The organism is Parafrigoribacterium humi, from assembly GCF_040227205.1.
GTDB lineage: Bacteria > Actinomycetota > Actinomycetes > Actinomycetales > Microbacteriaceae > Parafrigoribacterium_A > Parafrigoribacterium_A humi.
Genome location: NZ_JBELOA010000002.1, coordinates 350957 through 375759 on the forward strand (window position 1 = coordinate 350957; position 24803 = coordinate 375759).

Consider the following 24803-nt stretch of genomic DNA (forward strand, 5'->3'; position numbering starts at 1 on the left):
GTGCGATCCTAGGCGGCGGGGCTGGAGCCGATTAATCCTTTGACTCTTCCTACGAAGCCGCCTCGTCCGAGTCCTCGGAGGCTTGGTCGGCTTCGACAAAGGCGTGAAAGATCACTCCGACGGTTTCGTCGAGCTGCCACTCGCGCGCACCCTGCTCGGCCAGGGCCGCCCTCAGGGTGTTCTCATCGAAGGGCTCAGGCGGGGCCCAGGCGACACGGCGCAGGAGCTCCGGGGTCAGCATGTTCTCGACCGGAATGTTTCGTTCGCCGGCCAGCGTCGTCACGTCAGCTCGCGCACGTTTGAGCCGCCTGTCTGCCGCGGGGTTTCTCTCGCTCCAGGAGCGAGGCGGAGGGATGACGTCTCCGGGCATCCGCAGAACGGGTGTTTCCTGCGCGGCAAGGCCAGCCTCGATCGCGGCCCACCACCGGTCGATCTCGGACCGGCTGGCTCTTCCGGTGAACTCACGAAGCGCGGCCAGCGCCCGCTTGCTCTCGGGCAGTGCCTTCGCCGCCGCGACGAGCGAGGAGTCCGGAACGAGCCGGCCGGGCGCGGTGTCGATCTCCTGCGCGTACCGATCGCGCGCCTCCCACAGCTCCTTCGCGACCGCGAGATTGCGCGGGCCGCGCACGGAGTGGACACCGGACAGCCTGCGCCACCCCTGCACCTTGGGGGCCCGGTGTCCGCGGGTGAGTTCGGCCAGGAATTCCTGCCTGGCCAGTTCGCTCTTGCCCGACTGTTCGAGCAGCTGCTTCACCGCATCCCGCAGATCCACGAGCAGTTCGACGTCGAGCGCGGCGTAGACGAGCCAAGACTGGGGAAGGGGCCTGGTGGACCAGTCAGCGGCAGAGTGCTCCTTGGCGAGGTGAATGCCCAGGAGTTCCTCCACGACCGTGCCGAGGCCGACGCGCGGCAGCCCGGCAAGCCTCGCGCCCAGCTCCGTGTCGAAGATGACGGAGGGGCTCAGGCCGACCTCGCGGAGGCAGGCGAGATCCTGGCTCGCCGCGTGAAGCACCCATTCCTCTGTGGAGATTGCGTCATTGAGCTCAGCGAAGTCACCGATGGCGGGAGGATCGAAGAGGAAGGTGCCCGCGCCCCTGCGGAAGATCTGGATGAGATACGCGCGCTGCGAATAGCGGAAGCCGGATGCGCGCTCAGCATCGATTGCGAGCGGTCCGTTCCCGCCCGAGATGGACTCGACCGCGGCGAGGTAGCTCTCGCGCGTGTCGATCACGGCGACGGTCTTGTGCCCAGCCTCTTCCGTATCCGATCTCGTCGCAGGGGATACCGAATGGTCGTTCGTGCTACTCACGTCCTCCGCGGCGGGTCGGCAGAATGCTCACTCCCTCGGCCGCGGGAGGAAGCCCCGCCAGCATACACAACAGCTCTCCCCAGGCTTCGACGTGTGACGCGATGGACGAACTCGTGGGCGTCCACGAGGCTCTGAGCTCGATGAGTGCTCCGTCGCCCTGGCTGGCCAACTCGCCGTACCCGGTGGAGATGGTCTTCGTCGCCGTGCCGGACGCGGCGGTGTACGCGGCACCCTTCCCATCGAGCGCGTCCAGGAGCCACGACCAGGCGACATCCGCCAGGAACGGGTCGATGCCGATGTCGGTCTCCAGGGGAGCCTGGGCAAAGCAGACGACCCTGAACCGGCCGCCCCAGGCCTCCGGCTCGTCCGGGTCGTACAGCAGGATGAAGCGGCCCGTTCCCAGATCAGAGTCCTGGCTGTGCCTGGCCGGCGTCACGTCGGCGGCCAGTGCAAAGGAATACGGTGCGAGATTGCCGGGGGAGGGGATGCTCGTGACCACGAGTTCTGCACGGGTCGTGGCCTCGCGAACACTCTCCAGCGCGAGACTGAACTCCTCGGGCGGTGTGGGACCTGATACGATTGCGGGCACGAGTGAAGACTAAAGTTTGAGCGTGACAGATCACGGAAGGCACGCCGTCCGCCGCGTCGGAGCCGCTGTGCTCCTCGCGGGTGGTGGCACGGTTCTTCTGGCCGCGGCGGTCGCGTTCGTGCTCTCTGTTGCGATGGCGCGAACGGTCGTCACCCCGCCACGAAAGCGCAAGGAGGACACCCCGATCCTCGACGTCGACCTGCGGCACAGCACGATCACACTCGGTCCGACCGCTGACGCCATCCTCCCGGGGAACTACAGCTTCTGGTTCGATTCCGGTGCCGGGCTTGCGACCCTCGGCGAGATCGTTCGCCGCACGCACGACTCGGTGACCCGGCGCATCCTGCGGGTCGAGCGGGCCGATCTGCGCCGCGCGAGGACCGGACGGTTCAACGGGTGGATCTATCTGAGCCCCGGTGAACTCGGTTACGAGTTCGAGGACGTCGTCATCGACACTCCCGTCGGACCCGCGCCCGCCTGGCTCATCCCCAGCGCAACGGGGAGTGATCGTTGGGCAATCCACGTTCACGGGCGAGCGGTGGCTCGAGCGGAGACCCTCCGCGGTGTTCCGGTGTTTCGCGACGCCGGCTACAACTCACTCGTCGTGTCGTACCGCAACGATGGAGAGGCGCCCGCCAGTCCGGACGGAAAGTATTCTCTTGGCGACACGGAGTGGCTGGACGTGCAGGCCGCGCTGGCCTACGCGATCGACCGGGGCGCGACATCCGTGGTGCTCGTCGGATGGTCGATGGGCGGAGCGACGGCTCTGCAGTTGGCCACCAGATCCTCCCTCGCCCGGGTGATCCGCGGAATCGTGCTGGAGTCGCCCGTGGTCGACTGGTCGATCGCACTCGACTTCCAGGCGAAACTCTCACGACTGCCGAAGCCGATCGGTGCCGCCGCGAAAGTGATCATGGGGCGCGCGTGGGGTCGAGTGCTCACCGGGCAACACGAGCCTATCGATCTCGAGCGACTCGATCTCGTGCGCGGAGCTGCGGCTCTCACGACGCCCATCTTGATTCTGCACAGCGACGACGACGGGTACGTGCCGTCGACGGCATCCCATGCCCTCGCGGAGGCACGGCCGGACATCGTGACGATGGAGACCTTTGCCGGTGCGCGACACACCAAGCTGTGGAACTACGATCCGGAGCGCTGGAACGCCGCGATCGCGTCCTGGCTCGAACGCCTGAACGCCGAGTGAAATCAGGCGCTGACCGCGCCGACCTTCTCGCGGATCTGCCGCTTCGTGCGCCCGAGCAGCGCCGTCATCCCGCGGATGCGCAGGGGGCTGACGGCCTCGGTGAGGCCCAGGTCCTGGGGGTAGAAGTCCGGCACGGCGAGCACCTCGTCCACGCTGAGGCCGTCCAGCCCCTGCACGAGGATCGATGCGAACCCGCGCGTGGTCGGTGCCTCCTTGGGAGCCGTCGCGTGCAGGTGAACGATGTTGCGCTCATCCACCTCGACGAAGATGTAGACGGGGGACTGGCACTCCTCGACGCGCTCGAGAAGATCAGGATGCGCGGCGTAACGCTCGGGAAGTTCGGGGAGTTCGTTCGCGAACTCGAGCAGCAGCAAGAGACGCTCTCTCTGCTCGAGTTCGAGAAAGTCGTTCTTGATCGTTGCGAGGGACTCTGGGAGCTCTGGTTCGGTCATGGTCTTTCCAGTATTCACCGTTGTGGCGCGTGGCGCAGGGGAGTGCGACGACCAGACCCAGGCAGGAGGCCCGGCCGTCGCACGTCGAGTCAGCGGACCGGAACTGGGCCCGGCTCGGCACCCTTGACGATCGGGACGCGCACCGCGCTGCCCCACTCCGTCCAGGATCCGTCGTAGTTGCGAACACCCTCGAGGCCGAGCAAGTGGGTGAGCACGAACCAGGTGTGGCTCGAGCGCTCTCCGATGCGGCAGTACGCGATGATGCTGTCGCCATTCTTGAGGCCCGCGCCGTCGCGATAGAGGGCGTTCAACTCGTCGAGCGGACGGAAGGTGCCGTCTTCTGCTGCAGCCTTGCCCCAGGGGATGTTGTGTGCGCTCGGGATGTGCCCACCGCGCAGCGTGCCCTCCTCGGGGTTTGCCGGGGCGGTGGTGCGCTGGCCGGTGTACTCCTCGGGGGAGCGCACATCGATCAGTGGGTTGCCGAGGTGTGCGAGCACGTCGTCCTTGTAGGCGCGGATCGGAGCGTCGTTGCGCTCGATGACCGGGTACTCGACCGCGTCCGGAGTCGGAACGACGGTCGTGTACTCGCGGCCCTCCGCCTCCCACTTGCCCCGTCCGCCGTCGAGCAGACGGACATCCTCGTGGCCGAACAGCGTGAACACCCAGAGGGCGTATGCGGCCCACCAGTTGCTCTTGTCGCCGTAGATGACGACCGTCGTATCGCGCGCGATACCCCTGGATCCGAGAAGCCTCGCGAAGGCCTCGCCGTCGATGTAGTCACGCTCGACCGGATCGTTGAGGTCGGTGTGCCAGTCGATCTTGACCGCGCCGGGAATGTGACCGGTTTCATACAGCAGAACGTCTTCGTCGGATTCGACCACGACCAGCCCGGGAGTGCCGAGGTGACTCTGCAGCCATTCGGTGCTGACCAGGCGCTCTGGGTGGGCAAAAGCCGCGAACTTGGGTGATGAATCGACCTCAACGGTCATGGTTACCTCCGGGTGGCGCCCCGGGTGGGGCAGCGTTCAGTGGGATGGCTGATCGGGCTAGGCTTGATCAGTCCGTACTTGCGAATGTACGCAACAGGGATGCCGTAGGACAGGGCACCCGTAAGACTTCGACACAAAATGATTCAACATAATGAGGCGTCCCGTTTGACTACCGAACCGCCCGGCTCCTCATCGAGCCTGGTCACGAGAACGCCGACGCTTTCCGGCGAAGAGATCGTGAATCATCTCGTTCCTCCACGCCAGTTTAGCTCCGCGACCCTCGAGTCGTATCGGCCGGACCGCGATTACCCGTCCCAGGGGGCGGCCGTCGCCACCATCAGGAACTTCGTCGCTGCGGGCTCTGCGCGCGGCGGATTGTTCTCTCGCCGTCGCGCTCAGGCCGAGACTCGCCCGGGCGTCTACCTCGACGGCGGATTCGGCGTCGGCAAGACCCATTTGCTCGCGGCCCTCTGGCACGCCTCATCCGGTCGCAAGTATTTTGGCACCTTCATCGAGTACACGGCGCTCGTCGGGGCGCTCGGTTACGCGCGTGCGGCGGCGCTGCTGAAGGGCTCGAGCCTCATCTGCATAGACGAGTTCGAGCTCGATGACCCCGGGGACACCCGCCTCATGTCTCGACTCCTCTCCGAGCTCGCTGCCACGGGCACGCGCATCGCCGCGACGTCGAACACCCCTCCCAACGCGCTCGGCGAGGGCCGGTTCGCCGCCCAGGACTTCCTGCGCGAGATCGACGCCCTCTCCGCGAAGTTCGTCACGGTGCGCATCGACGGTCTCGATTATCGTCGCCGGGCTATCGAGGGCCACGCCACGAGTCTCGGCGGGGACGAGTTCCTGGCCGCGATCGCAGGCGCTGACGGCGTGACGACCGTGGACGACTTCGGCGCGCTCGTCGCACACCTCGGATCCGTGCATCCCTCTCGCTACGTCAAGCTCATCGAGGGTGTCGACACGGTCGGATTGCACGACGTCCGACCGTTTTCGAGCCAGTCGGATGCGCTGCGCTTCGTTGCCTTTGTCGACCGCCTCTACGACGCCCAGGTGCGGGTACGGGCGACCGGAACCCCGCTCGACGGGGTCTTCCCCGACGAGATGCTCGCCGGTGGCTATCGCAAGAAGTACCTTCGCGCCGTGTCGAGGCTCATCGCCCTCACAGGAGACGAGATCGTCTAGCCGTTGTCGCGACCTGAACCTCGCGCGAGGCGCCTGTAGTGGCGCGATCGCACGACGGTGAACCAGATCCCGATGATGCTCGCGATGAGTGACGCCGCGAGTACAGCGAGAGTGCCCTCCACGGCGATCTCGGGGGCTCGCCTGAACGCGAGCTCGTTCATCAGCAGTGACACGGTGAAGCCCACTCCGCCGAGAGCCGCGACCATCACGATGTCGCCGAATGGAAGCACTTTCGCCCGTTGACGCTTCGGCGACAGCTGCCTGGCTATCGCTGCGCCGAGAGTGATCCCGATGAGCTTTCCGACCGGCAGGGCGAAGAGAATGGCCCAGAACACGGGGCTTGGACCGGCTCCATGCAGTTCCGGGATCGTCACGAGGGCCGCCACGAAGGCGAACAGCGGCAGGATGACCCCGTTCGACCATGGTTCGATCGCGTGTCGGGCACGGGCGCCCGCGCGCGTTCCCGTGGCGAGCCCCAGGGCGACGCCCGCAACCGTGGCGTGGATCCCGGAGAGGTGCACGAGCAGCCAGACGGCTATGCCGATCACCACGAGCGCGGCGATGAGCGCGCCCGAGCGACGGCCCTTCAGTTTCCGGCTGATCCAGCCGAAGACCAGTACGAGCGGCACGGCGAGGAGCATCGGTATCGGCTGGAGATCGGTCGTGAACAGGATCGCGATGATGAGGATCGCGATGAGGTCGTCGATGACAGCGATGCCGAGCAGGAGTGCGCGGATGCGCAGAGGAAGCCCGCGGCCGACGAGCGCGAGCACTCCGAGGGCGAAGGCGATGTCCGTCGCGGTCGGGATCGGCCATCCGGATGACAGGCCCGGCTCGCGCGCGATCGCCAGGAAGATGAGCGCGGGCGCGATCACCCCGCCGACGGCCGCGATCGCGGGCACGAGCGCCTTCCTGGGGCTGTCCAGTTCTCCGTGGCTGAGTTCATGGCGGAGCTCTATGGCTGCAAGGAAGAAGAAGACGGCGAGCAGGCCATCCGTCACCCAGTGCCCGAGCGAGAGGTCGACGCCGGGGAATCCGCTCAGCGGGTGCAGGTCTCTCACCGCGTGCAGGGCGGTGGCCCACGGGGTGTTCGCGAGGATGAGCCCCAGGCCGGCCGCGCCGATCAACAGGAGGGCCGCATAGCGCTCGCTTCTGAGAAATCTCATCCCCCAGAGTCTAGGAGTTGCCAGAGCGAGGCGCCCGCGCCCTGGCACTGGCGTGCGCCGCGTCCGAAACAGGATGTTTACCTGCGCGGACTCGTCGTAACACTGCCGAAACACAAGCCGCCCCAGACGGAAATCTGTCGGGGACATTCTGGCGACACAGCACGCCACCGGAGCCGATCATCGGTCGAACTCCGATCCGTCTCCCGAGAGAAAGGACTTCGACCATGGTCGAATTATCGGCAGCGACCGACCACATCACCACCAACCTGAACTCGTTATGGCTCCTCGTAGCCGCAGCGCTCGTGCTCCTCATGACCCCGGGTGTCGCCTTCTTCTACGGAGGGATGGTCAAGGCCAAGAGCGTCGTCAGCATGATGATGATGAGCTTCGGCGCGATGGGGCTGGTCGGCGTGCTGTGGGTGCTCTACGGCTACGGCTTCGCGTTCGGTCCAGCCCTCATTCCTGGCTGGCTCGGCAACCCCAGCGACCTCTTCGGACTCTCCGGGCTCATGGGCGTCGGCAAGGGAGGCGCGCTCGAGCCCGACCTGAACGGCCTCGCCTTTGCCGGGTTCCAGGCCACTTTCGCGATCATCACGGTCGCGCTCATCTCCGGTGCGATCGCGGACAGGGCCAAGTTCGGCTCCTGGATGATCTTCGCCGGGGTCTGGGCAACGCTCGTCTACTTCCCGGTCGCCTACTGGGTGTTCAACCTCGGCAACGGCTGGGCGGCGTTCGGCCTCAAGGTCAACGACTTCGCCGGCGGAACCGCCGTGCACATCAACGCCGGTGCCGCGGGACTCGCACTCGCGCTCGTGCTCGGCAAGCGCGTCGGTTTCAGGAAGGGCCTCTCGAAACCGCACAACGTGCCACTGACGCTCCTGGGCGCCGCACTTCTGTGGTTCGGATGGTTCGGCTTCAACGCGGGCTCTGAGGGCGCCGTGGACGGGACCGCCGCCATCGCCTGGATCAACACCCTCGTTGCCCCGTGCGCCGGCATCATGGGCTGGCTGATCGTCGAGCGGATCAAGGACGGCAAACCCACCTCGATCGGTGCGGCCTCCGGTGCGGTCGCGGGACTCGTCGCCATCACGCCGGCCTGCAACATCCTCACCCCGGGCTGGGCGATCATCCTCGGTGTCCTGGTCGGTGCGGTGTGCGCCCTCGCGATCGACCTCAAGTACAAGCTCGGTTTCGATGACTCGCTCGACGTTGTCGGCATCCACCTCGTCGGCGGCGTGATCGGCACCCTGTACATCGGGATCTTCGGCAGCGGCATCGGCCTGCTCGACACCGGCAGCCTCGCCCAGCTGGGCGTCCAGGCGGTTGCGGCATTCGGTATCGCGATCTACTCCTTCGTGCTCGCCTACGCGATCGGCTGGATCATCCAGAAGACGATCGGATTCCGCATCACGGGCGAGGACGAACTCGCCGGAGTCGACACGATCGTGCACGGAGAAGAGGGCTACGCGCTCGAGACCGTGTAAAACTATCCACGAACGGTGGGGGTGCTGCTCGCGAGAGCAGTGCCCTTTCGTTTGTTCCCGAGCCGAGGAGGGCACCTGATGCGGATGAGCGCACTCCTCGGGGTCTCGTCACCCGACGCGAACGCCCTGCTCTTGGCGTTTTCAAGCCTGCTCGTACTCGTGCTCTGTCTTGGGATCTGGGTGTTCTACGCGCGAACGGCGCCGAATGCGAAGCGCGTTGCCGCGACGGCCGTCGTCGTGATCGCCTTCTGGGTCGTGTGCGGTTACGGCTTCGTTGTCGGCCCGCCGCTCATCCGCGGCTTCCTGGGCACCCCGTTCGCTTTCCTGGTTCCCGGGTTCGGTGCGAACACAGCCGTCGTGACCCAGGGTCCGTGGTTCGCCGTCTTCGAGTGCGCGGTCGCGCTCCTCGCGGTCACGATTCTGGCATCCGCTCTCGGTGAAAGGCTGCGCGGCGCGTCTTGGCTCGTCTTCGTGGTCCTCTGGCTCGCTCTGGGCTACTCGCCGATCGCCTACTCGACTTTCAACCTCGCCGACGGCTGGGTGTTCACCGAGCTTCAGGTCAACGACCAGGCGGGAGGGCTCGCCGTGCACATCGCCGCCGGAGCCGCTGTGCTCGCCGTGTTCCTCGTCCTGCGACGGGGGAGGGATGCCGCGGCTCCGATCGCGCGTTGGCGCTCGCTCGGCGGTGCGGCAGCGGTCTGGATCGGCGCGTTCGGCCTCACCGCAGGATCGGAGGCTGCGCTGGACTCCGTCGTGGGCACGATCGCCCTCAACGTTCTCATCGCTCCCGCTGCCGCTGCCGTGGCCTGGTGGGTGATCGAGTTCATCATCACCGGAAAGCCGAGCGTGCGGGGCGTGTCCTCCGGCGTCGTCGCCGGAGTCGTGGCCATCACTCCCGCCTGCAACATCCTGACCCCGGCCTGGACACTCGCCCTCGGCGTTGTCGCCGGGGCGATCTGCGCGGCGGCGGTCACCGTGTCCCGGCGCTCCAGTCTGGGCCACGGTGTCGGGGTCGTCGGGATTCACCTCGTGGGTGGCGTGATCGGTGTCATCTACATCGGGATCTTCGGCAGCGGCATCGGCTGGAAGGACACCGGTCAACCCGACGGGATAGCGAAGCAGGCCGGTGCTGCGGTCGGGATCGCCCTGTGGTCGTTCCTGGTCGCGCTCGTGATCGTGTTGCTGCTGCGCGCACTATACGCCGCGCGCTCACAAGGGTTCGAAGCGGAAGAGGCGACCGTCAGAAACCGGTGATGGCAGCGACGATGAGGTGTGGGCGATACCGGACTTGAACCGATGACCTCTTCCGTGTGAAGGAAGCGCGCTACCAACTGCGCCAATCGCCCTCTTCGCGCCCGAAGACGGGCTCGTTCTGCGAGACACGATCTTAGTCGAGACGGAGGCCGAGCACCTATTCGAGCGCGGTCCGACACACTCGGCCCGGGGTTTGGCTAACACTCCAGCTTTCGTATAGAGTCACTGAGCACGCAGAAATGTGGGTGTGCGGATGTGGCGCAGTGGTAGCGCACAACCTTGCCAAGGTTGGGGTCGCGAGTTCGAATCTCGTCATCCGCTCGAGTGAAGTCTCACGCTGAGAAGTCAACAACGTGTGAGAACCCACCATGGTGGCGTGGCCGAGAGGCGAGGCAGCGGCCTGCAAAGCCGTCCACACGGGTTCAAATCCCGTCGCCACCTCCAGCAGTACCCACTCGTCACAGTAAGAAACCCGGGCGGTTGGCGCAGCGGTAGCGCGCTTCCCTGACACGGAAGAGGTCGCTGGTTCGATCCCAGTACCGCCCACTCCAGTAAGGCCCCGAAGCTGTTTTCGGGGCCTTACGCATTTCCGGATCGAGCCGGCGACCTGACGAGCGTCGCGAACGCTGCGCGTCCGCCCCAAGGCGATCGTCCTGGTTCGATCCCAGTACCGCCCACTCCAGTAAGGCCCCGAAGCTGTTTTCGGGGCCTTACGCATTTCCGGATCGAGTCGGCAGGAGCTAACCGATCTGGGTGCCGACCAGGCTGCCGATCGCGAAGGTCACGACCATCGTCACGACACTGACCGCGACGTTTCGGATGATCGCCCGTCCCGGCGAGGCACCTCCGAGACGCGCGCCGACCCATCCGGTAAGCGACAGGGCCGCGACGACCGCAACGAACGTGATCGGGATCCGCAGCGCGACCGGAGGCAGCGCGATCGCGAGCAGCGGAAGCACGGACCCCAGCGCGAACGACACCATTGAGGCCAGCGCGGCCGCCCACGGGTTCGCGTGGTGGTCCGGGTCGATCCCGAGCTCGATCTGCGCGTGCGCACGGAGGGCGTCGTGTGCCGTCAGCTCCTCCGCGACCTTCGTCGCAGTCTCGGGGCTCAGCCCCTGTGCCTGGTAGAGCTCGGCGAGTTCGGCCAGTTCCTCCTCCGGCATGTGCTCGAGTTCGTAGCGCTCCTTGGCCAGGGCGGCGCGCTCGGTGTCCCGCTGGGCGCTGACCGAGGTGTACTCGCCGCCCGCCATGGACAGCGCGCCTGCGACGAGCCCCGCAAGCCCGGCGATGAGGATTGCGCCGACGTTCGAGGTCGCACCGGCGACACCCACCACGAGACCCGCCGTGGAGACGATGCCGTCGTTCGACCCCAGAACACCGGCTCTCAACCAGTTGAGACGAGAGGCGAGATTCTGATCGTGTAGCTCTTCATGAGGCTCGTAGTCGAGCGGCGCTGAGGCGGTCATCCTGCGACGCTACAGTTGTTCTGTCCTGTTTTCCCAGTAAGGAGCACCTCACTCGTGTCTGAACCCTCCGCTGACTCTGCGCCCGTTTTCGATCCGATAACGGCCACGACAGACACGACGGGGTTCGAGTTGTTCACGGACCGCAGCATTGTCGCGGTGCGGGTGGATGGCGAACTGCGCGACATGGCCGCAGTCGTCGCCGCGGGCGAGCGCGCAGAACCGGTGGCGATCTCCTCCGCGGATGGCCTCGCCATCCTCCGTCACTCCGCCGCCCACGTCACGGCGCAGGCGGTGCAGTCCATCAACCCGGAGGCGAAGCTCGGAATCGGGCCGCCCATCGTCGACGGCTTCTACTACGACTTCGACGTCGAGGTGCCGTTCACGCCGGAGGACCTCAAGGCCATCGACAAGGCCATGGAGCGCATCATCAAGCAAGGCCAGCGCTTCGTGCGGCGTGTTGTGACGGAGGACGAGGCGCGCGCGGAACTCGCCGACCAGCCGTACAAACTCGAGCTGATCGGTCTCAAGGGACATCCGGCAACCCAGGGCGCCGCGGGCGGCGACAACGAGTCTGTCGAGGTCGGCGGGGCAGAGCTCACGATCTACGACAACGTCGATCCGAAGACGGGGGAGACCCTCTGGAAGGATCTCTGCCGCGGTCCGCACCTTCCCAGCACCCGCCTCATCGGCAACGGCTACGCGCTCACCCGCACCGCGGCCGCCTATTGGCGAGGGTCGGAGAAGAACAAGCAGCTGCAGCGCATCTACGGCACGGCCTGGGCCTCCAAAGACGAACTGCGCGCGTACCAGACGCGCATGGAAGAGGCCGCGAAGCGCGACCACCGCAAGCTCGGCGCTGAACTCGACCTGTTCTCCTTCCCCGAGGAGATCGGCTCCGGCCTCGCGGTGTTCCACCCCAGAGGCGGGATCATCCGGGCCGAGATCGAAAACTTCATGCGCGAGCGGTTGATCGCGAACGACTACGAACTCGTCAACACCCCGCACATCACCAAGGCGCATCTCTACGAGATCAGCCAGCACCTCAGCTGGTACAAGGACGGCATGTTCCCGCCGATGCACCTCGACGAGGAGCGGGATGACGACGGCAACATCACGAGGCAGGGCCAGGACTACTACCTGAAGCCCATGAACTGCCCGATGCACAACCTCATCTACCGTGCGCGCGGGCGCAGCTACCGGGAACTCCCCCTGCGTCTCGCCGAATTCGGCACCGTGTACCGCTACGAGAAGAGCGGCACCCTCTCGGGCCTCACCCGGGTGCGAGGGCTCACCCAGGACGACGCACACATCTACGTGACGGCCGAGCAGGTCAAGCCAGAGCTCACCAGACAGCTCGAGTTCGTGTTGGAGACCCTGCGCGGCTACGGTCTCACGGACTTCTACCTCGAACTCTCGACGAAGGATCCGGAAAAGTCCGTCGGCAGCGACGAGCAGTGGGAAGAGGCGACGGAGACCCTGCGACAGGTCGCCGTGGAGTCCGGTCTCGAACTGGTCGACGATCCGGGCGGAGCGGCGTTCTACGGCCCGAAGATCTCCGTGCAGGCGCGGGACGCCATCGGGCGCACCTGGCAGCTCTCGACGGTGCAGCTGGACTTCAACCAGCCAGAACTGTTCGAGCTCGAATACACCGCGGCCGACGGAACGAGACAGCAGCCCGTGATGATCCATCGCGCACTTCTCGGGTCGATCGAACGCTTCTTCGCGATCCTGCTCGAGCACTACGCCGGGGCCTTCCCGGTCTGGCTGTCTCCGGTGCAGGTCATCGGCATCCCCGTGGCAGAGGAGTATGGCGAGTATCTCGACGGGGTCGTCGCGCAGCTCAAGGCCGCGGGCGTTCGCGCGGAGGTGGACCACTCAGGCGACCGGATGCCGAAGAAGATCCGCACGCACACCAAGGCCAAGGTGCCCTACCAGCTCATTGCCGGTGAGGAGGATCGCGCGGCAGGCGCCGTGAGCTTCCGATTCCGCGACGGAAGCCAGGAGAACGGCATCCCGATCGCCGACGCCATCGCGAGGATCACCGGCGCGATCGCCGCCAAGGTGCAGGTCTGATGGGTGGGCCATACGAACCAGACGAGTTCGGCGGGCTGCGGGCGGAACCCGCCTCGGACTTCGCTGCGGTGCCAGACTCCTTCCAGCGGTTGTGGACGCCACACCGTCTCGTCTACATCGAGAGCGGCCAGCAGCCGGAGAGGCACGAGTGCCCCTTCTGCGTCGCGCCGTCGATGGACGACGAGAAGGCGCTGATCGTCGCGCGAGGTAAGTCCTGCTACGTGCTCCTCAACCTCTACCCGTACAACACCGGCCACCTGCTGGTGTGCCCGTACCGCCACGTGGCACTGTATGACCAGGCGACGGAGGAGGAGGTCGCCGAGATGGCGAGCCTCACCCAGACAGCGATGCGCGTGCTCAGCACGGTCGCGCACTGCGACGGTTTCAACATCGGAATGAACCAGGGCCGGATCGCCGGGGCGGGCATCGCGGAGCACCTCCACCAGCACATCGTGCCGCGATGGGCGCTCGACTCGAACTTCTTCCCGATCATCGCGAAGACCAAGGCGCTGCCGCAGCTGCTCGGCGACGTTCGCAGGGACGTCGCGAACGCCTGGCCGACGGCCTGAGCGCAGTAGAATAGACAACAGCTAGATGGCGCCCACGAGGCAGCCGACAAGGAAGGCAACAGTGAGCGACAGCAAGAAGCCAGAAGAGCTCGGCACCGATCGCGTCAAGCGCGGACTCGCCGAGATGCTCAAGGGTGGCGTCATCATGGATGTCGTCACCGCAGAGCAGGCCAGGATCGCCGAGGATGCCGGTGCCGTCGCCGTCATGGCCCTCGAGCGCGTGCCCGCGGACATCCGTTCACAGGGCGGGGTGGCCCGCATGAGCGACCCAGACCTCATCGACGGGATCATCGATGCCGTCTCCATCCCCGTGATGGCCAAGGCGCGCATCGGGCACTTCGTCGAGGCGCAGATCCTCGAAGCACTGAAGGTCGACTACATCGACGAGTCCGAGGTGCTGAGCCCCGCCGACTACGTCAACCACATCGACAAGTGGAAGTTCACCGTCCCCTTCGTCTGCGGTGCCACGAACCTCGGAGAGGCGCTCCGCCGCATCAACGAGGGTGCGGCCATGATCCGCTCCAAGGGCGAGGCCGGCACGGGTGACGTATCGGAAGCCACCAAGCACATCCGTACCATCAAGGCAGAGATTGCGGCGCTCACCTCGAAGAGCGAAGACGAGCTGTACGTCGCGGCCAAGGAGCTGCAGGCTCCATACGCGCTCGTCGCCGAGATCGCGCGCACCGGGAAGCTCCCGGTCGTGCTCTTCACTGCCGGTGGCGTCGCAACCCCCGCGGATGCCGCACTCATGATGCAGCTCGGCGCAGACGGCGTGTTCGTCGGCTCGGGGATCTTCAAGTCGGGCGACCCGGCCAAGCGCGCCGCGGCGATCGTCAAGGCGACGACGTTCTTCGATGACCCTTCCGTCATCGCGGAGGCCTCGCGCGGCCTCGGCGAGGCGATGGTCGGCATCAACGTCGCGGACCTTCCCGCACCGCACCGCCTCGCAGAACGTGGCTGGTGACCCAGAACTGAGCAGGTACCGCAGATGACCGCTCCGGTCGGCGTCCTCGCGCTTCAGGGCGATTACCGGGAACACATCGCCGTGCTCCGATCCCTCGGCGCGGATGTGCTCCCCGTGCGCCGCGCGGAAGACCTGGAGAAGGTGGCCGGGCTCGTCATCCCCGGGGGTGAGTCCAGCGTGATGGACAAGCTCAGCAGGCTCTTCGGGCTGGCCGAGCCGCTCAAGGCGGCCATCGCATCCGGACTTCCGGTATACGGCACCTGCGCAGGCCTCATCATGCTCTCGAACACCGTGCTCGACGCGATCGAGGGGCAACAGAGCCTCGGCGGGCTCGACATCGACGTTCGCCGCAACGCCTTCGGCTCGCAGACCTCCTCGTTCGAGGTCGATCTCGATATCCCCGCCGTCGGCGAAGAGCCGATGCACGCGGTGTTCATCCGCGCGCCCGTGGTCGAACGGGTCGGTTCCGACGTGACCGTTGTCGCCGCACTCAGCGACGAACGGGTGGTCGCCGTCGAACAGGACAACCTTCTCGGCACGTCGTTCCATCCGGAGATGACCGGTGACACGCGCTTCCACCAGTACTTCCTCGATCGGGTGGAGCAGGTCGGATTCCGCAGCCCCGCCTGAGCGAGCCGGAATGGAGTGCCGTGGCTGGATAGAATGTCGAGCATGTCAGGTCACTCCAAGTGGGCAACCACGAAACACCAAAAAGCGGTCAAGGACTCGCGTCGCGCCAAGTCATTCGCCAAACTCATCAAGAACATCGAGGTCGCCGCAAAGCTCGGCGGAGCTGACCTCGCCGGAAACCCGACGCTCGTCGATGCCGTCCAGAAGGCCAAGAAGACCTCGGTTCCCAACTCGAACATCGACTCCGCGATCAAGCGCGGCTCCGGCCAGCTCGGCGAAGCGGTCGACTACCAGACCATCATGTACGAGGGCTACGCCGCGGGCGGAGTCGCCCTCCTGATCGAGTGCCTCACCGACAACAAGAACCGCGCAGCAGCAGACGTGCGCACCATCGTGAGCCGCAACGGCGGCACCATGGGCGACCCGGGCAGCGTCGCATACAACTTCAGCCGCAAGGGCGTCATCTCCGTCACCAAGACCGACGAGGTGAGCGAGGATGACATCCTGGCTGCCGTGCTCGATGCCGGCGCCGAGGAGGTCAACGACCGGGGTGCCGGATTCGAGATCGTCACGGAACCACACGACCTGGTGGGTGCCCGCACCGCGCTGCAGGAGGCCGGCATCGACTACGACGCCGCCGACATCGAGTTCGTGCCCGGCCTGACCATCGAGGTCGACGTGGAGACCGCGCGCAAGGTGTTCCGCCTCATCGACGCACTCGACGACAACGACGACGTGCAGAACGTCTACGGCAACTTCGACGTCCCCGCCGAGGTGCAGGCGATCCTCGACGAGGAGGAGTAGGAACCGCAGGCGTGACGATCCGGGTGCTGGGCATCGACCCCGGCCTGACCCGCTGCGGCGTCGGGATCGTGGATGTCGCAGCCGACCGTTCGGCATCGCTCGTCTGGGTCGAGGTCATCCGCACCTCGCCGGACATGCCGCTCGAACAGCGGCTGCTCTCGGCCGGCACGGAGATCGAGCGGCTCTTCGAGGAGTACCGGCCCGAGGCGTTCGCGATCGAACGGGTCTTTGCCCAGCACAACCTGAGAACGGTGATGGGCACCGCCCAGGTCAGCGGGGTCGCACTGCACATCGCGGCGCGGCACGGCCTCACCGCGGGCCTCCACACGCCGTCCGAGGTCAAGGCGGCCGTGACGGGCTATGGATCTGCGGGCAAGAAGCAGGTCGCGACGATGGTCGCCCGCGTGCTCGGCCTGGCGGAGCTGCCGAGCCCGGCAGACGCATCCGACGCCCTTGCCATAGCGCTGTGCCACGCATGGCGCACTCCCGGCCTCGTCTCCGGAGGCAGACCTGCGTCGGAGACACCGGGCGCCGGCCTGACTCCGGCACAGCAGGCGTGGCTCGCCGCGGAACGCTCCACGGCGAAGTCGGCGGTAAAACGTAGGCTGTCCCCATGATCTCCTCGGTACGCGGCACAGTTCTGTCCGCGGCCGGGACCCGGGTTGTCATCGAGGTCGGAGGAATCGGCCTCGCGATCACCGTGACGCCACAGCATGCCCTGACGCTGCGCGTCGGGAGCGAGGCGGCCATGAGCACCGCCCTGATCGTGCGGGAGGACGACCTCGCGCTCTTCGGGTTCTCCGATGCAGAGGAACTCGCCGTCTTCGACCTGCTCCGCGGGGTCACCGGCGTCGGTCCCAAATCGGCCATGGGCGTGCTCGCCGTCATGACCCCGTCGGACATCGCCGCAGCGATCGCGGTCGAGGACGACGGCGCCTTCCGCAAGGTCTCCGGAATCGGTCCGAAGACGGCAAAGCTGATCATCGTCTCTCTCGCGGGCAAGATGCACGTGAGCGTCGGCACGGCCCGGGCCGCTTCCGCTCCGGCATCGCTCGGCGAAAGCGTGCTGGTCGCACTCGTCGGGCTCGGTTGGCCCGAGCGCGTTGCCGCCCAGGCCGTGGAGGACGCACTCGCCCAGACGGCAGGCGAGGCACTCGAGGTTCCCGCGCTGCTGAGGCTCGCCCTCAGCCAGCTCGGCCCGCAGAGCGCGGGTGGAAAGGGCGCATCGTGAGCGAGAACGTGGCGAGCGGCCCGTCCAACGCGGTCGCCCGCCCCACCCCGGAGTCGGATGCCGAGCTCGCCTTCGAGGGTGCGCTCAGGCCGAAGACGCTCGCAGAGTTCGTCGGGCAGTCGAAGGTGCGAGCGCAGCTGCAACTGTTGCTGAGTGCCGCGTCACTGCAGAACCGCACCCCGGATCACATTCTCCTGGCCGGTCCACCCGGGCTCGGCAAGACGACCCTCGCGATGATCGTTGCGGAGGAGAGCGGTCGACCGCTGCGGATGTCGAGCGGCCCGGCCATCCAGCACGCGGGCGACCTCGCTGCCGTGCTGTCGTCGTTGGTCCCCGGCGAGATCCTGTTCATCGATGAGATTCACAGGATGACGAAGTCCGCCGAGGAGATGCTCTACCTCGCCATGGAAGACTTCCGAATCGACATCATGGTCGGCAAGGGCGCGGGAGCGACCTCCATTCCGCTCGAACTCGCCCCGTTCACCCTCGTCGGCGCGACCACGAGATCTGGTCTGCTGCCCAATCCGCTCAGGGATCGGTTCGGCTTCACGGCTCACCTCGAGTTCTACGCGAATGACGAGCTCGAGCAGGTGCTGACCAGGGCGGCGACGTTGCTGGACCTCCCGATCGACAGATCCGCCCTCGCCGAGATTGCCGGACGCTGCCGCGGAACACCGCGCATCGCCAATCGCCTGCTGAGAAGGGTGCGAGATTACTCCCTCGTTCACGGCTCCTCCGGACTGGATGCCGTGCACGCGGCACTCACGCTCTACGACGTCGACGAGTTGGGCCTCGATCGCCTGGATCGTGCGGTCATGGACATCATCCTGACGCGCTTCGACGGCGGACCGGTCGGGCTGGGCACGCTCGCGGTGTCCGTGGGGGAGGAGGCCGAGACCATCGAGGCCGTGGTCGAGCCCTTTCTCGTGCGAATCGGTCTGCTCTCCCGAACACCTCGTGGGCGCGTCGCGACACGGGCGGCCTGGAAGCACTTCGGCCTCGAGCGCCAGAGCGAGGCGCTCTTCGGCGATGACCTATAATTCAAACTGGCTTCACAGCGGCCATCTCTAAACTTCAAGGCTTATCCCACAACCACCTCCGGAAGGTTCGTTCGCACCATGCCCACAGAATTCATACTCATCGCGGTCGCACTCGCGGTGTTCATCTTCTTCCAGTTCCGGTCTTCACGTAAGCGTGCGAAGCAGGCCGAGGAGCGCCGGGCGACGATCGTTCCCGGCGTCGAGATCATGACCAACTACGGGCTCTACGGCACGCTCATCGATCTCGATGAGGACACCAACATCGCGCTCGTCGAGACCACGCCGGGAACGGTGCTCAAGATCCACCGCCAGACGATCCTCAAGGCCGTCGAGGACGAGACCCCGGTGGAGACCACCGAGCCCAGCGATGAGGTCAAGGAGGCGGATCTCAACGCAGACCACGCCATCCCTGCCGATGAGCCCCAGTTCGGCGAGCGGATCGAGCCGACGGCGAAGAAGCCGTCTCGTGGCAGCAAGAAGACCACAGACTAACCACTAACCTGTTGTGTGCCCGTGCGCGACTCGTGCGGGGCAGGTCTGAGGTGCGTCCATCGTCGCAGACCGCGTCGCACGCGTAGAAAGCTGAGTACCCGTTGGCAGCACGTAACACCCCGGTCAGGAAAGCCTGGCGGTCACTCACCTGGCTTCTGGTCATCGTGGCGGTTCTCGGCGGGCTGAACGGCGCGGGCATGATCTTCGACGGTGCGGCTCCCGTGCCGAAGCTCGCGCTCGACCTCGAGGGCGGAACCGAGATCATCCTCGCCCCCAAGATCGCCGAAGGGGCGGCGCAGCCCACGAGCGATCAGCTCAATCAGGCCGTGTCGATCATCCGTCAGCGTGTCGATGCCTCCGGTGTGTCCGAGGCGGAGATCAACACCCAGGGCGGACAGAACGTCGTCGTCTCGATCCCGGGCGTCGCCGACCAGGCCACGATCGACCGAATCGAGTCGAGCGCCAAGCTCGAATTCCGTGCTGTGCTGCAGACGGATGCCGCGAGCAACACGAGCGCGGGCCCGACCCCGGCGCCGACCGCGTCGACCACCGCGACTGACGGTGCGACCCCGGGCGCGGATGCCACGACTCCGAGTACGACTCCAACACCGAGCGGTACCCCGACTGAGAACACGACCGAGCCCAAGAACGCGAGTGATCCGGCCTGGATCACACCCGAACTGGCAGCGAAGTTCGCGAGCTTCGACTGCAGCAGTGCGGAAGAGAACGGCGCGAACGTCGCCGACCCTGACAAGCCCCTCATCACCTGCGATGACCCGAGCTCCCTCGACAAGGGACAGCAGCTCACCAAGTACATCCTCGGCCCGGTAGAGGTCTCCGGTGAGACGATCTCTGACGCCTCCGCGGGCCAGGTTCCCACGAGCCAGGGCGCCGTCACGGGCCAGTGGGCGGTCAACATCGTCTTCAACAGCAAGGGCGCGAAGGAATTCGGTGACGTGACGACTCGCCTCTACACGTTGACCGGCGCGCGTCACCAGTTCGCCATCGTGCTCGACGGCCAGGTGATCTCAGCGCCGACGACCAACGCCGTGATCACCAACGGGAAGCCGCAGATCACCGGAAACTTCACCCAGGCGACCGCGAAGACCCTCGCTGACCAGCTGAAATTCGGGGCACTGCCCATTGGCTTCCAGGTGCAGAGCAAGAACCAGATCTCCGCGACCCTGGGGAGCACCCAGCTGCAGAGCGGCCTTCTTGCCGGCCTCATCGGCCTGATCCTGGTCGTCATCTACTCGCTGTTCCAGTACCGCCTCCTCGGTCTGGTCACCGTCGCGTCGCTCGTCGTGGCCGCGACCATCACCTATCTGTTCGTCACGCTGCTGTCGTGGCGCGAGGGGTACCGGCTGTCTCTCGCCGGTGTCGCCGGATTGATTGTCGCGATCGGAATCACGGCGGACTCGTTCATCGTCTACTTCGAGCGAATACGCGACGAACTGCGCGATGGCAGGGCTCTGCCCTCCGCTGTCGAGGCGGGCTGGAAGCGCGCCATCCGCACCGTTCTGGCATCGGACACGGTCAACTTCCTGGCGGCAGGCATCCTGTTCATCGTCGCGGTCGGAAACGTGAAGGGCTTCGCTCTCACCCTCGGTATCACGACGATCATCGACATCGTGGTCGTTGCGCTGTTCACGCACCCGGTGCTCCAGCTTCTTTCGCGCACGGCGTTCTTCTCCGAGGGCCACCGCTTCAGCGGCCTCGACCCGAAGGCACTCGGTGCGGTCTATCGAGGCAGGGCCAGTTTCCGTGAACCCGTCGGCGTCTCCGCGGCCAAGAAGGCCAGCAGCGCGAAAGAGGCTGCCAGGCGGCAGACCATCGCAGAGCGCAAGGCGGCCGAACAGAACAAACCCGGCACCAAGGGGAAGGATTCCTGATGGCCAGCTTCTCCAATTTCGGTAACGACCTCTACACGGGTGCGCGCTCCTACGACATCGTGGGCAAGCGGAAGATCTGGTACATCGTCGCCGCCGTACTCATCCTCACCGCGATCATCGTTCCGGTGATCCGTGGCGGGTTCGTCTTCGGCATCGAGTTCCGTGGCGGTTCGCAGTTCCAGGTATCGCAGACCAGCCAGCTCGACCAGACCTTCGCCGCGAACACCGTCAAGGATGTCGCCCCGAACTCCAACCCGACCGTCACGATCATCGGCGACCACTCTGTGCGCATCCAGACGGACCAGCTCACCGACACGCAGACCGTGGACATCCAGGCCGCCCTCGCCAAGGCCTATGACGTACCGACAAAGCAGGTCACGACATCCTTCATCGGTGCCACCTGGGGCCAGGACATCACCAAACAGGCCATCACGGGTCTCGTCATCTTCGTGCTTCTCGCCGGGGTCGTGATGGCGCTGTACTTCCGCACCTGGAAGATGTCGCTCTCGGCGATCATCGCGCTGCTGCACGACCTCGTGATCACCGCGGGTTTCTACGGCATCCTCGGGTTCGAGGTCACGCCCGCGGCCGTGATCGGATTCCTCACCATCCTCGGATACTCGCTCTACGACACGGTGGTGGTCTTCGACAAGATTCGAGAGAACACGATGGAAGACGGCGCGGAGTCGTCGCACCGCACCTTTGCCGAATCGGTGAACTATGCCGTCAACCAGACGCTCGTGCGCTCGATCAACACCTCCGTCGTGGCGATCCTGCCGGTGGCGGGCATCCTCTTCATCGGTGCCCTGTTGCTCGGCGCGGGAACCCTTCGAGACATCTCCCTCGCCCTGTTCATCGGAATCCTGGTCGGAACCTATTCCACGATCTTCATCGCCGCTCCGTTGTACGCGCAGCTGCGCGGTTACGACGAGTCGGTGAAGAAGCAGGACAAGCGTGTGCTGTCCGCGCGACAGGCCAGCCTCGTCGAGTAGTCGGCCCGCGTCCCATGCACACGCGCCCTGAGCGAACGAGCACCGATCGTGCAGGCCACGATGCTAGCTTGACTGTGTTGGTTCGCTGCGGGGAGGAACGGTGATGACCGGGACCACGACGCACGGCTCCACCGCCCAGGAAAGCACTGGACACGGGCAGAGCGTTGCGTCGCTGCGCGCCCTCCTGCCACGCCTGTTCTCGAAGGCCCAGCCCACGGGCGCGGTCGATCGCCTGATCAAGACGGTACGGTCCCACCACCCCAAGGCGGACACCGCGATCATCGAGCGGGCATACACCGCCGCCGAGCTCGCACACCGCGGACAACTGCGCAGGAGCGGCGAGCCGTACATCACCCACCCGGTAGCCGTCGCGCAGATCCTGGCGGACCTTGGTATCGGCCCGAAGACGCTCGCGGCCGCGCTTCTCCATGACACGGTCGAAGACACGGACTACACCCTCGACAGACTGCGCGATGACTTCGGCGACGAGGTCGCGATGCTCGTCGACGGAGTCACCAAACTCGACAAGCTCAAGTACGGCGACAGCGCGCAGGCCGAAACCGTGCGCAAGATGGTCGTCGCGATGTCCAAGGACATCCGCGTGCTCGTCATCAAACTCGCCGACCGGCTGCACAACGCGAGGACATGGGGCTTCGTGCCCACGGAGTCCGCCACGAGAAAGGCGCAGGAGACCCTCGAGATCTACGCGCCGCTCGCGCACAGGCTCGGAATCCAGGCGATCAAGTGGGAGCTCGAAGACCTCTCGTTCGCCGTGCTGTATCCGAAGCTGTACGTGGAGATCGAGAGCCTCGTCAAACAGCGCACTCCCGAGCGCGAGGAGTTCGTGCAGCACGTCATCGACCTGGTGAATGAGGATCTCAAGGCATCGAGGATCAAGGGCAAGGTCGTCGGCCGCCCCAAGCAGTACTACTCGATCTACCAGAAGATGATCGTGCGCGGACGCGAGTTCGACGAGATCTACGACCTCGTGGGCATCCGCGTACTCGTGAGCACCGTGCGCGACTGTTATGCGGTGCTCGGGTCCATCCACGCGAGGTGGAATCCCATCCCCGGTCGCTTCAAGGACTACATCGCGACCCCGAAGTTCAACCTGTACCAGTCGCTGCACACCACCGTGATCGGGCCGCAGGGGCGCGCCGTCGAGATCCAGATCCGCACGGAAGAGATGCACCAGCGCGCCGAGTTCGGTGTGGCTGCGCACTGGAAGTACAAGGAGCGCGTCAACGGCAAGGGCGTCGGAGGCGGGTTCAGCGGCGATACCGACATGGCCTGGCTCGCGCACATCACCGACTGGCAGGCGGAGACCTCCGATCCGAACGAGTTCCTCGACTCGCTGCGATTCGAGATCGGCGCGAAGGAGGTCTACGTCTTCACGCCGCAGGGCAAGGTCATCGGGCTGCCCGCCGGTGCGACACCGGTCGACTTCGCGTACTCCGTGCACACGGAGGTCGGGCACCGTACGATGGGGTCCAAGGTCAACGGCAGGCTCGTTCCACTCGAGACCACTCTCACCAGCGGCGATGTCGTCGAGGTCTTCACCTCGAAGAATCCGGATGCGGGCCCCAGCCAGGACTGGTTGAACTTCGTCAAGAGTCCACGGGCTCGTAACAAGATCAAGCAGTGGTTCACCAAGGAGCGCCGCGACGAGGCGATAGAGCAGGGCAAGGACGCGATCGCGCGCGCGATGCGCAAGCAGAACCTTCCCCTGCAGAAGCTCATGAACCAGAACTCGTTCGGCGAGGTTGCCGCGCAGATGCGGTACGAAGACGTCTCGGCTCTGTACGCCGCCGTCGGCGAGGGGCATGTCTCCACCCAGTCCGTGATCGAGAAGGTCCTGGTCTCCCTGCACGCCGAGGCGGAGACCGAAGACCCGGAGACCCTGTTCCCGACCAAGGGCCGCGGCCGACAACTGCGTCACAGCGACTCCGGCGTGCTCGTGCGGGGTGCGCCGGACATCCTGGTGAAGCTCGCAAAGTGCTGCACCCCTGTTCCGGGCGACGAGATCGTGGGCTTCGTCACGCGCGGCTCCGGCGTCTCTGTGCACCAGGCGAGCTGCCACAACGTCAGCTCGCTGCAGACCGAGCCCGAACGCATGATCGAGGTCGAGTGGGCCCCGTCATCCTCGAGCCTGTTCCTCGTGCAGATCCAGGTGGAGGCGCTCGACCGCTCCGGACTGCTCTCCGACGTCACACGCGTGCTCTCCGAAAGTCACGTCAATATCCTCTCCGCGACCGTCTCGACGTCGAGCGACCGCCTCGCGGTCAGCCGCTTCGTCTTCGAGATGGGAGATACGACGCACCTCGATCGGGTGCTGAACGCGGTTCGTCGGATCGACGCCGTGTACGACGTGTACCGCGTCAGCGACGGCTGATCTCGAGCCGAGCGGCGTCGGCCAGGCGCACCATGGCCTGGTTTCTCCTGGGGAGGTTTCGCCTGCTGTTCATTGCGCTGCGGCAGTCTTCCGGCCCAAATGTGCCGAGCACCATGAGCCTGGCGAGAACATCGCGGTCGCTCGTCTCAGATGCGGTTCCCGACCTCGCGATGTCGACGGCGGTCCGCAGCGGCGTCGTCAGCCGCAGCCCCTCGACCGTGACGTATTCCGTGTCGCCGATAACCACCTCGCGCAGCCTGTGCGGGGCCGCTGCCGACATGCTGATCCTGGCGCCGGCGGCGGCACAGAACTGCTGCCGGTCCGGCGGCCACAGCCGCGCACCCCAGACCCACGCGGCCGAATACTGCTCCGCAATCAACCGAGGCGGTGCCATCGCGGCGAGGACCGCAGCGCGATGTCGCAGGTCGTCCGGCTCGTCGACGGGGGAGAAGTAGCCGTCGATGCCTCTGAGCTCACCGTCGAGTCGTGCGGCGCAGAGCTCGGCAAGCGGCAGGTCGGCGACGGACAACACCGGGGGCAGGCGAAGGCTCATCCGCCCATCGTGCGCCCGCGAACGGCATTGACCGACGACTGGAGCGGAATTGTGGAGAGTCGAT

23 protein-coding genes and 4 tRNA genes are annotated in these 24803 nt (G+C 66.0%); 19 read left to right on the forward strand and 8 right to left on the reverse strand.

The genetic code is table 11. The features are described 5' to 3' along the window. Nucleotides 1-49: 49 nt before the first annotated feature. Entirely contained in the window at nt 50-1231 is a 1182-nt protein-coding gene (locus ABUA28_RS05950; protein ID WP_349903290.1) for an HRDC domain-containing protein, read from the reverse strand. A 70-nt stretch (nt 1232-1301) separates the two neighbouring features. Continuing rightward, nucleotides 1302-1898, reverse strand: a complete 597-nt coding sequence (locus ABUA28_RS05955) for a DUF3000 domain-containing protein (RefSeq protein ID WP_349903036.1) — start codon at nt 1896-1898, stop codon at nt 1302-1304. Between the two features lie 22 nt (nt 1899-1920). On the opposite strand from ABUA28_RS05955, the gene ABUA28_RS05960 reads away from it, so the two are divergent. Beyond that, nucleotides 1921-3102: an alpha/beta hydrolase family protein gene (locus tag ABUA28_RS05960; protein WP_349903038.1), complete on the forward strand. Its 1182-nt coding sequence runs from the start codon at nt 1921-1923 to the stop codon at nt 3100-3102. 2 nt (nt 3103-3104) lie between these two features. Here ABUA28_RS05960 and ABUA28_RS05965 read toward each other — a convergent pair whose 3' ends face one another. Both ABUA28_RS05965 and ABUA28_RS05970 read right to left on the reverse strand, forming a co-directional pair. Continuing rightward, on the reverse strand, nt 3105-3554 hold the full coding sequence (locus tag ABUA28_RS05965; protein WP_349903039.1) for a SufE family protein: 450 nt from the start codon (nt 3552-3554) through the stop codon (nt 3105-3107). Nucleotides 3555-3643: 89 nt separating this feature from the next. Next, nucleotides 3644-4543, reverse strand: a complete 900-nt coding sequence (locus ABUA28_RS05970; protein ID WP_349903040.1) for a sulfurtransferase — start codon at nt 4541-4543, stop codon at nt 3644-3646. A 165-nt stretch (nt 4544-4708) separates the two neighbouring features. Between ABUA28_RS05970 and zapE the strand changes: the two genes are divergently transcribed. Next, the gene (zapE, locus tag ABUA28_RS05975; protein WP_349903042.1) at nt 4709-5734 is read left to right on the forward strand and encodes a cell division protein ZapE; all 1026 of its coding nucleotides are present in this window, start codon (nt 4709-4711) and stop codon (nt 5732-5734) included. On the opposite strand, the gene ABUA28_RS05980 is transcribed toward zapE, so the two are convergent. Further along, nucleotides 5731-6900 carry a Na+/H+ antiporter NhaA gene (locus ABUA28_RS05980; RefSeq protein ID WP_349903043.1) on the reverse strand — a complete coding sequence of 390 codons (1170 nt, stop codon included), beginning with the start codon at nt 6898-6900 and terminating at the stop codon, nt 5731-5733. The two genes, zapE and ABUA28_RS05980, sit on opposite strands and share 4 nt — an antisense overlap. A 224-nt stretch (nt 6901-7124) precedes the next feature. Here ABUA28_RS05980 and ABUA28_RS05985 point away from each other — a divergent pair, with 224 nt between their 5' ends. Then, entirely contained in the window at nt 7125-8384 is a 1260-nt protein-coding gene (locus ABUA28_RS05985) for an ammonium transporter (protein WP_349903044.1), read from the forward strand. A gap of 84 nt (nt 8385-8468) precedes the next feature. Continuing rightward, complete coding sequence (locus ABUA28_RS05990) at nt 8469-9638, forward strand: ammonia channel protein (RefSeq protein WP_349903045.1); 1170 nt, start codon at nt 8469-8471, stop codon at nt 9636-9638. A gap of 19 nt (nt 9639-9657) precedes the next feature. Here ABUA28_RS05990 and ABUA28_RS05995 read toward each other — a convergent pair. Beyond that, nucleotides 9658-9730 (reverse strand) — tRNA-Val (locus ABUA28_RS05995). A 157-nt stretch (nt 9731-9887) separates the two neighbouring features. Between ABUA28_RS05995 and ABUA28_RS06000 the strand changes: the two genes are divergently transcribed. The 3 genes from ABUA28_RS06000 (at nt 9888) to ABUA28_RS06010 (ending at nt 10184) form a co-directional block, all read left to right on the forward strand. Further along, nucleotides 9888-9959, forward strand: a tRNA-Gly gene (locus tag ABUA28_RS06000). 49 nt (nt 9960-10008) lie between these two features. Further along, a tRNA-Cys gene (locus tag ABUA28_RS06005) sits at nt 10009-10082 on the forward strand. A 30-nt stretch (nt 10083-10112) separates the two neighbouring features. Continuing rightward, nucleotides 10113-10184, forward strand: a tRNA-Val gene (locus ABUA28_RS06010). Between the two features lie 194 nt (nt 10185-10378). Here the strand turns inward: ABUA28_RS06010 and ABUA28_RS06015 are convergent. Further along, nucleotides 10379-11107: a VIT1/CCC1 transporter family protein gene (locus tag ABUA28_RS06015; RefSeq protein WP_349903046.1), complete on the reverse strand. Its 729-nt coding sequence runs from the start codon at nt 11105-11107 to the stop codon at nt 10379-10381. 96 nt (nt 11108-11203) lie between these two features. Here ABUA28_RS06015 and thrS point away from each other — a divergent pair, with 96 nt between their 5' ends. The 12 genes from thrS (at nt 11204) to ABUA28_RS06075 (ending at nt 24186) form a co-directional block, all read left to right on the forward strand. Continuing rightward, nucleotides 11204-13180 carry a threonine--tRNA ligase gene (gene thrS, locus ABUA28_RS06020; RefSeq protein ID WP_349903291.1) on the forward strand — a complete coding sequence of 659 codons (1977 nt, stop codon included), beginning with the start codon at nt 11204-11206 and terminating at the stop codon, nt 13178-13180. After that, nucleotides 13180-13749 (forward strand): HIT family protein, encoded by a 570-nt coding sequence (locus ABUA28_RS06025; RefSeq protein WP_349903047.1) that lies wholly within the window; start codon nt 13180-13182, stop codon nt 13747-13749. Before thrS ends, ABUA28_RS06025 begins: the two co-directional genes overlap by 1 nt. Nucleotides 13750-13774: 25 nt before the next feature. After that, complete coding sequence (gene pdxS / locus ABUA28_RS06030) at nt 13775-14713, forward strand: pyridoxal 5'-phosphate synthase lyase subunit PdxS (protein ID WP_407075418.1); 939 nt, start codon at nt 13775-13777, stop codon at nt 14711-14713. Nucleotides 14714-14737: 24 nt separating this feature from the next. After that, the gene (gene pdxT / locus ABUA28_RS06035; protein ID WP_349903051.1) at nt 14738-15343 is read left to right on the forward strand and encodes a pyridoxal 5'-phosphate synthase glutaminase subunit PdxT; all 606 of its coding nucleotides are present in this window, start codon (nt 14738-14740) and stop codon (nt 15341-15343) included. 42 nt (nt 15344-15385) lie between these two features. Continuing rightward, nucleotides 15386-16147, forward strand: coding sequence for a YebC/PmpR family DNA-binding transcriptional regulator (locus tag ABUA28_RS06040; protein WP_349903052.1), 762 nt, complete (start codon nt 15386-15388; stop codon nt 16145-16147). A gap of 17 nt (nt 16148-16164) precedes the next feature. Next, nucleotides 16165-16764, forward strand: a complete 600-nt coding sequence (gene ruvC / locus ABUA28_RS06045) for a crossover junction endodeoxyribonuclease RuvC (protein ID WP_349903292.1) — start codon at nt 16165-16167, stop codon at nt 16762-16764. After that, nucleotides 16761-17378: a Holliday junction branch migration protein RuvA gene (gene ruvA / locus ABUA28_RS06050; RefSeq protein WP_349903054.1), complete on the forward strand. Its 618-nt coding sequence runs from the start codon at nt 16761-16763 to the stop codon at nt 17376-17378. Before ruvC ends, ruvA begins: the two co-directional genes overlap by 4 nt. Then, entirely contained in the window at nt 17375-18418 is a 1044-nt protein-coding gene (gene ruvB / locus ABUA28_RS06055) for a Holliday junction branch migration DNA helicase RuvB (RefSeq protein ID WP_349903055.1), read from the forward strand. The genes ruvA and ruvB overlap by 4 nt, the downstream gene beginning before the upstream one ends. A gap of 78 nt (nt 18419-18496) precedes the next feature. Further along, the gene (locus ABUA28_RS06060) at nt 18497-18910 is read left to right on the forward strand and encodes a preprotein translocase subunit YajC (protein WP_349903056.1); all 414 of its coding nucleotides are present in this window, start codon (nt 18497-18499) and stop codon (nt 18908-18910) included. A gap of 101 nt (nt 18911-19011) precedes the next feature. After that, a complete protein-coding gene (secD, locus tag ABUA28_RS06065; protein WP_349903058.1) occupies nt 19012-20802 on the forward strand; it encodes a protein translocase subunit SecD in 1791 nt (596 codons plus the stop codon). Then, the gene (secF, locus tag ABUA28_RS06070; protein ID WP_349903060.1) at nt 20802-21794 is read left to right on the forward strand and encodes a protein translocase subunit SecF; all 993 of its coding nucleotides are present in this window, start codon (nt 20802-20804) and stop codon (nt 21792-21794) included. Before secD ends, secF begins: the two co-directional genes overlap by 1 nt. A 103-nt stretch (nt 21795-21897) precedes the next feature. Next, nucleotides 21898-24186 carry a RelA/SpoT family protein gene (locus tag ABUA28_RS06075; RefSeq protein ID WP_349903062.1) on the forward strand — a complete coding sequence of 763 codons (2289 nt, stop codon included), beginning with the start codon at nt 21898-21900 and terminating at the stop codon, nt 24184-24186. Here ABUA28_RS06075 and ABUA28_RS06080 read toward each other — a convergent pair. Continuing rightward, the gene (locus ABUA28_RS06080; protein WP_349903064.1) at nt 24173-24739 is read right to left on the reverse strand and encodes a hypothetical protein; all 567 of its coding nucleotides are present in this window, start codon (nt 24737-24739) and stop codon (nt 24173-24175) included. The genes ABUA28_RS06075 and ABUA28_RS06080 overlap by 14 nt on opposite strands. Nucleotides 24740-24803: the final 64 nt, after the last annotated feature.

What these genes read in the sequence shown, in the direction of transcription:
- ABUA28_RS06025 (WP_349903047.1), top strand. Translation starts at nt 13,180, where the DNA reads ATGGGTGGGCCATACGAACCAGACGAGTTCGGCGGGCTGCGGGCGGAA.
- secF (WP_349903060.1), top strand. Translation starts at nt 20,802, where the DNA reads ATGGCCAGCTTCTCCAATTTCGGTAACGACCTCTACACGGGTGCGCGC.
- ruvA (WP_349903054.1), top strand. Translation starts at nt 16,761, where the DNA reads ATGATCTCCTCGGTACGCGGCACAGTTCTGTCCGCGGCCGGGACCCGG.
- ABUA28_RS05970 (WP_349903040.1), bottom strand. Translation starts at nt 4,543, where the DNA reads ATGACCGTTGAGGTCGATTCATCACCCAAGTTCGCGGCTTTTGCCCAC.
- ABUA28_RS05980 (WP_349903043.1), bottom strand. Translation starts at nt 6,900, where the DNA reads ATGAGATTTCTCAGAAGCGAGCGCTATGCGGCCCTCCTGTTGATCGGC.
- ABUA28_RS05965 (WP_349903039.1), bottom strand. Translation starts at nt 3,554, where the DNA reads ATGACCGAACCAGAGCTCCCAGAGTCCCTCGCAACGATCAAGAACGAC.
- ABUA28_RS06015 (WP_349903046.1), bottom strand. Translation starts at nt 11,107, where the DNA reads ATGACCGCCTCAGCGCCGCTCGACTACGAGCCTCATGAAGAGCTACAC.
- ABUA28_RS05985 (WP_349903044.1), top strand. Translation starts at nt 7,125, where the DNA reads ATGGTCGAATTATCGGCAGCGACCGACCACATCACCACCAACCTGAAC.
- ABUA28_RS06075 (WP_349903062.1), top strand. Translation starts at nt 21,898, where the DNA reads ATGACCGGGACCACGACGCACGGCTCCACCGCCCAGGAAAGCACTGGA.
- ABUA28_RS06060 (WP_349903056.1), top strand. Translation starts at nt 18,497, where the DNA reads ATGCCCACAGAATTCATACTCATCGCGGTCGCACTCGCGGTGTTCATC.
- ABUA28_RS06040 (WP_349903052.1), top strand. Translation starts at nt 15,386, where the DNA reads ATGTCAGGTCACTCCAAGTGGGCAACCACGAAACACCAAAAAGCGGTC.
- ABUA28_RS06080 (WP_349903064.1), bottom strand. Translation starts at nt 24,739, where the DNA reads ATGAGCCTTCGCCTGCCCCCGGTGTTGTCCGTCGCCGACCTGCCGCTT.
- ABUA28_RS05990 (WP_349903045.1), top strand. Translation starts at nt 8,469, where the DNA reads ATGAGCGCACTCCTCGGGGTCTCGTCACCCGACGCGAACGCCCTGCTC.
- pdxS (WP_407075418.1), top strand. Translation starts at nt 13,775, where the DNA reads ATGGCGCCCACGAGGCAGCCGACAAGGAAGGCAACAGTGAGCGACAGC.
- pdxT (WP_349903051.1), top strand. Translation starts at nt 14,738, where the DNA reads ATGACCGCTCCGGTCGGCGTCCTCGCGCTTCAGGGCGATTACCGGGAA.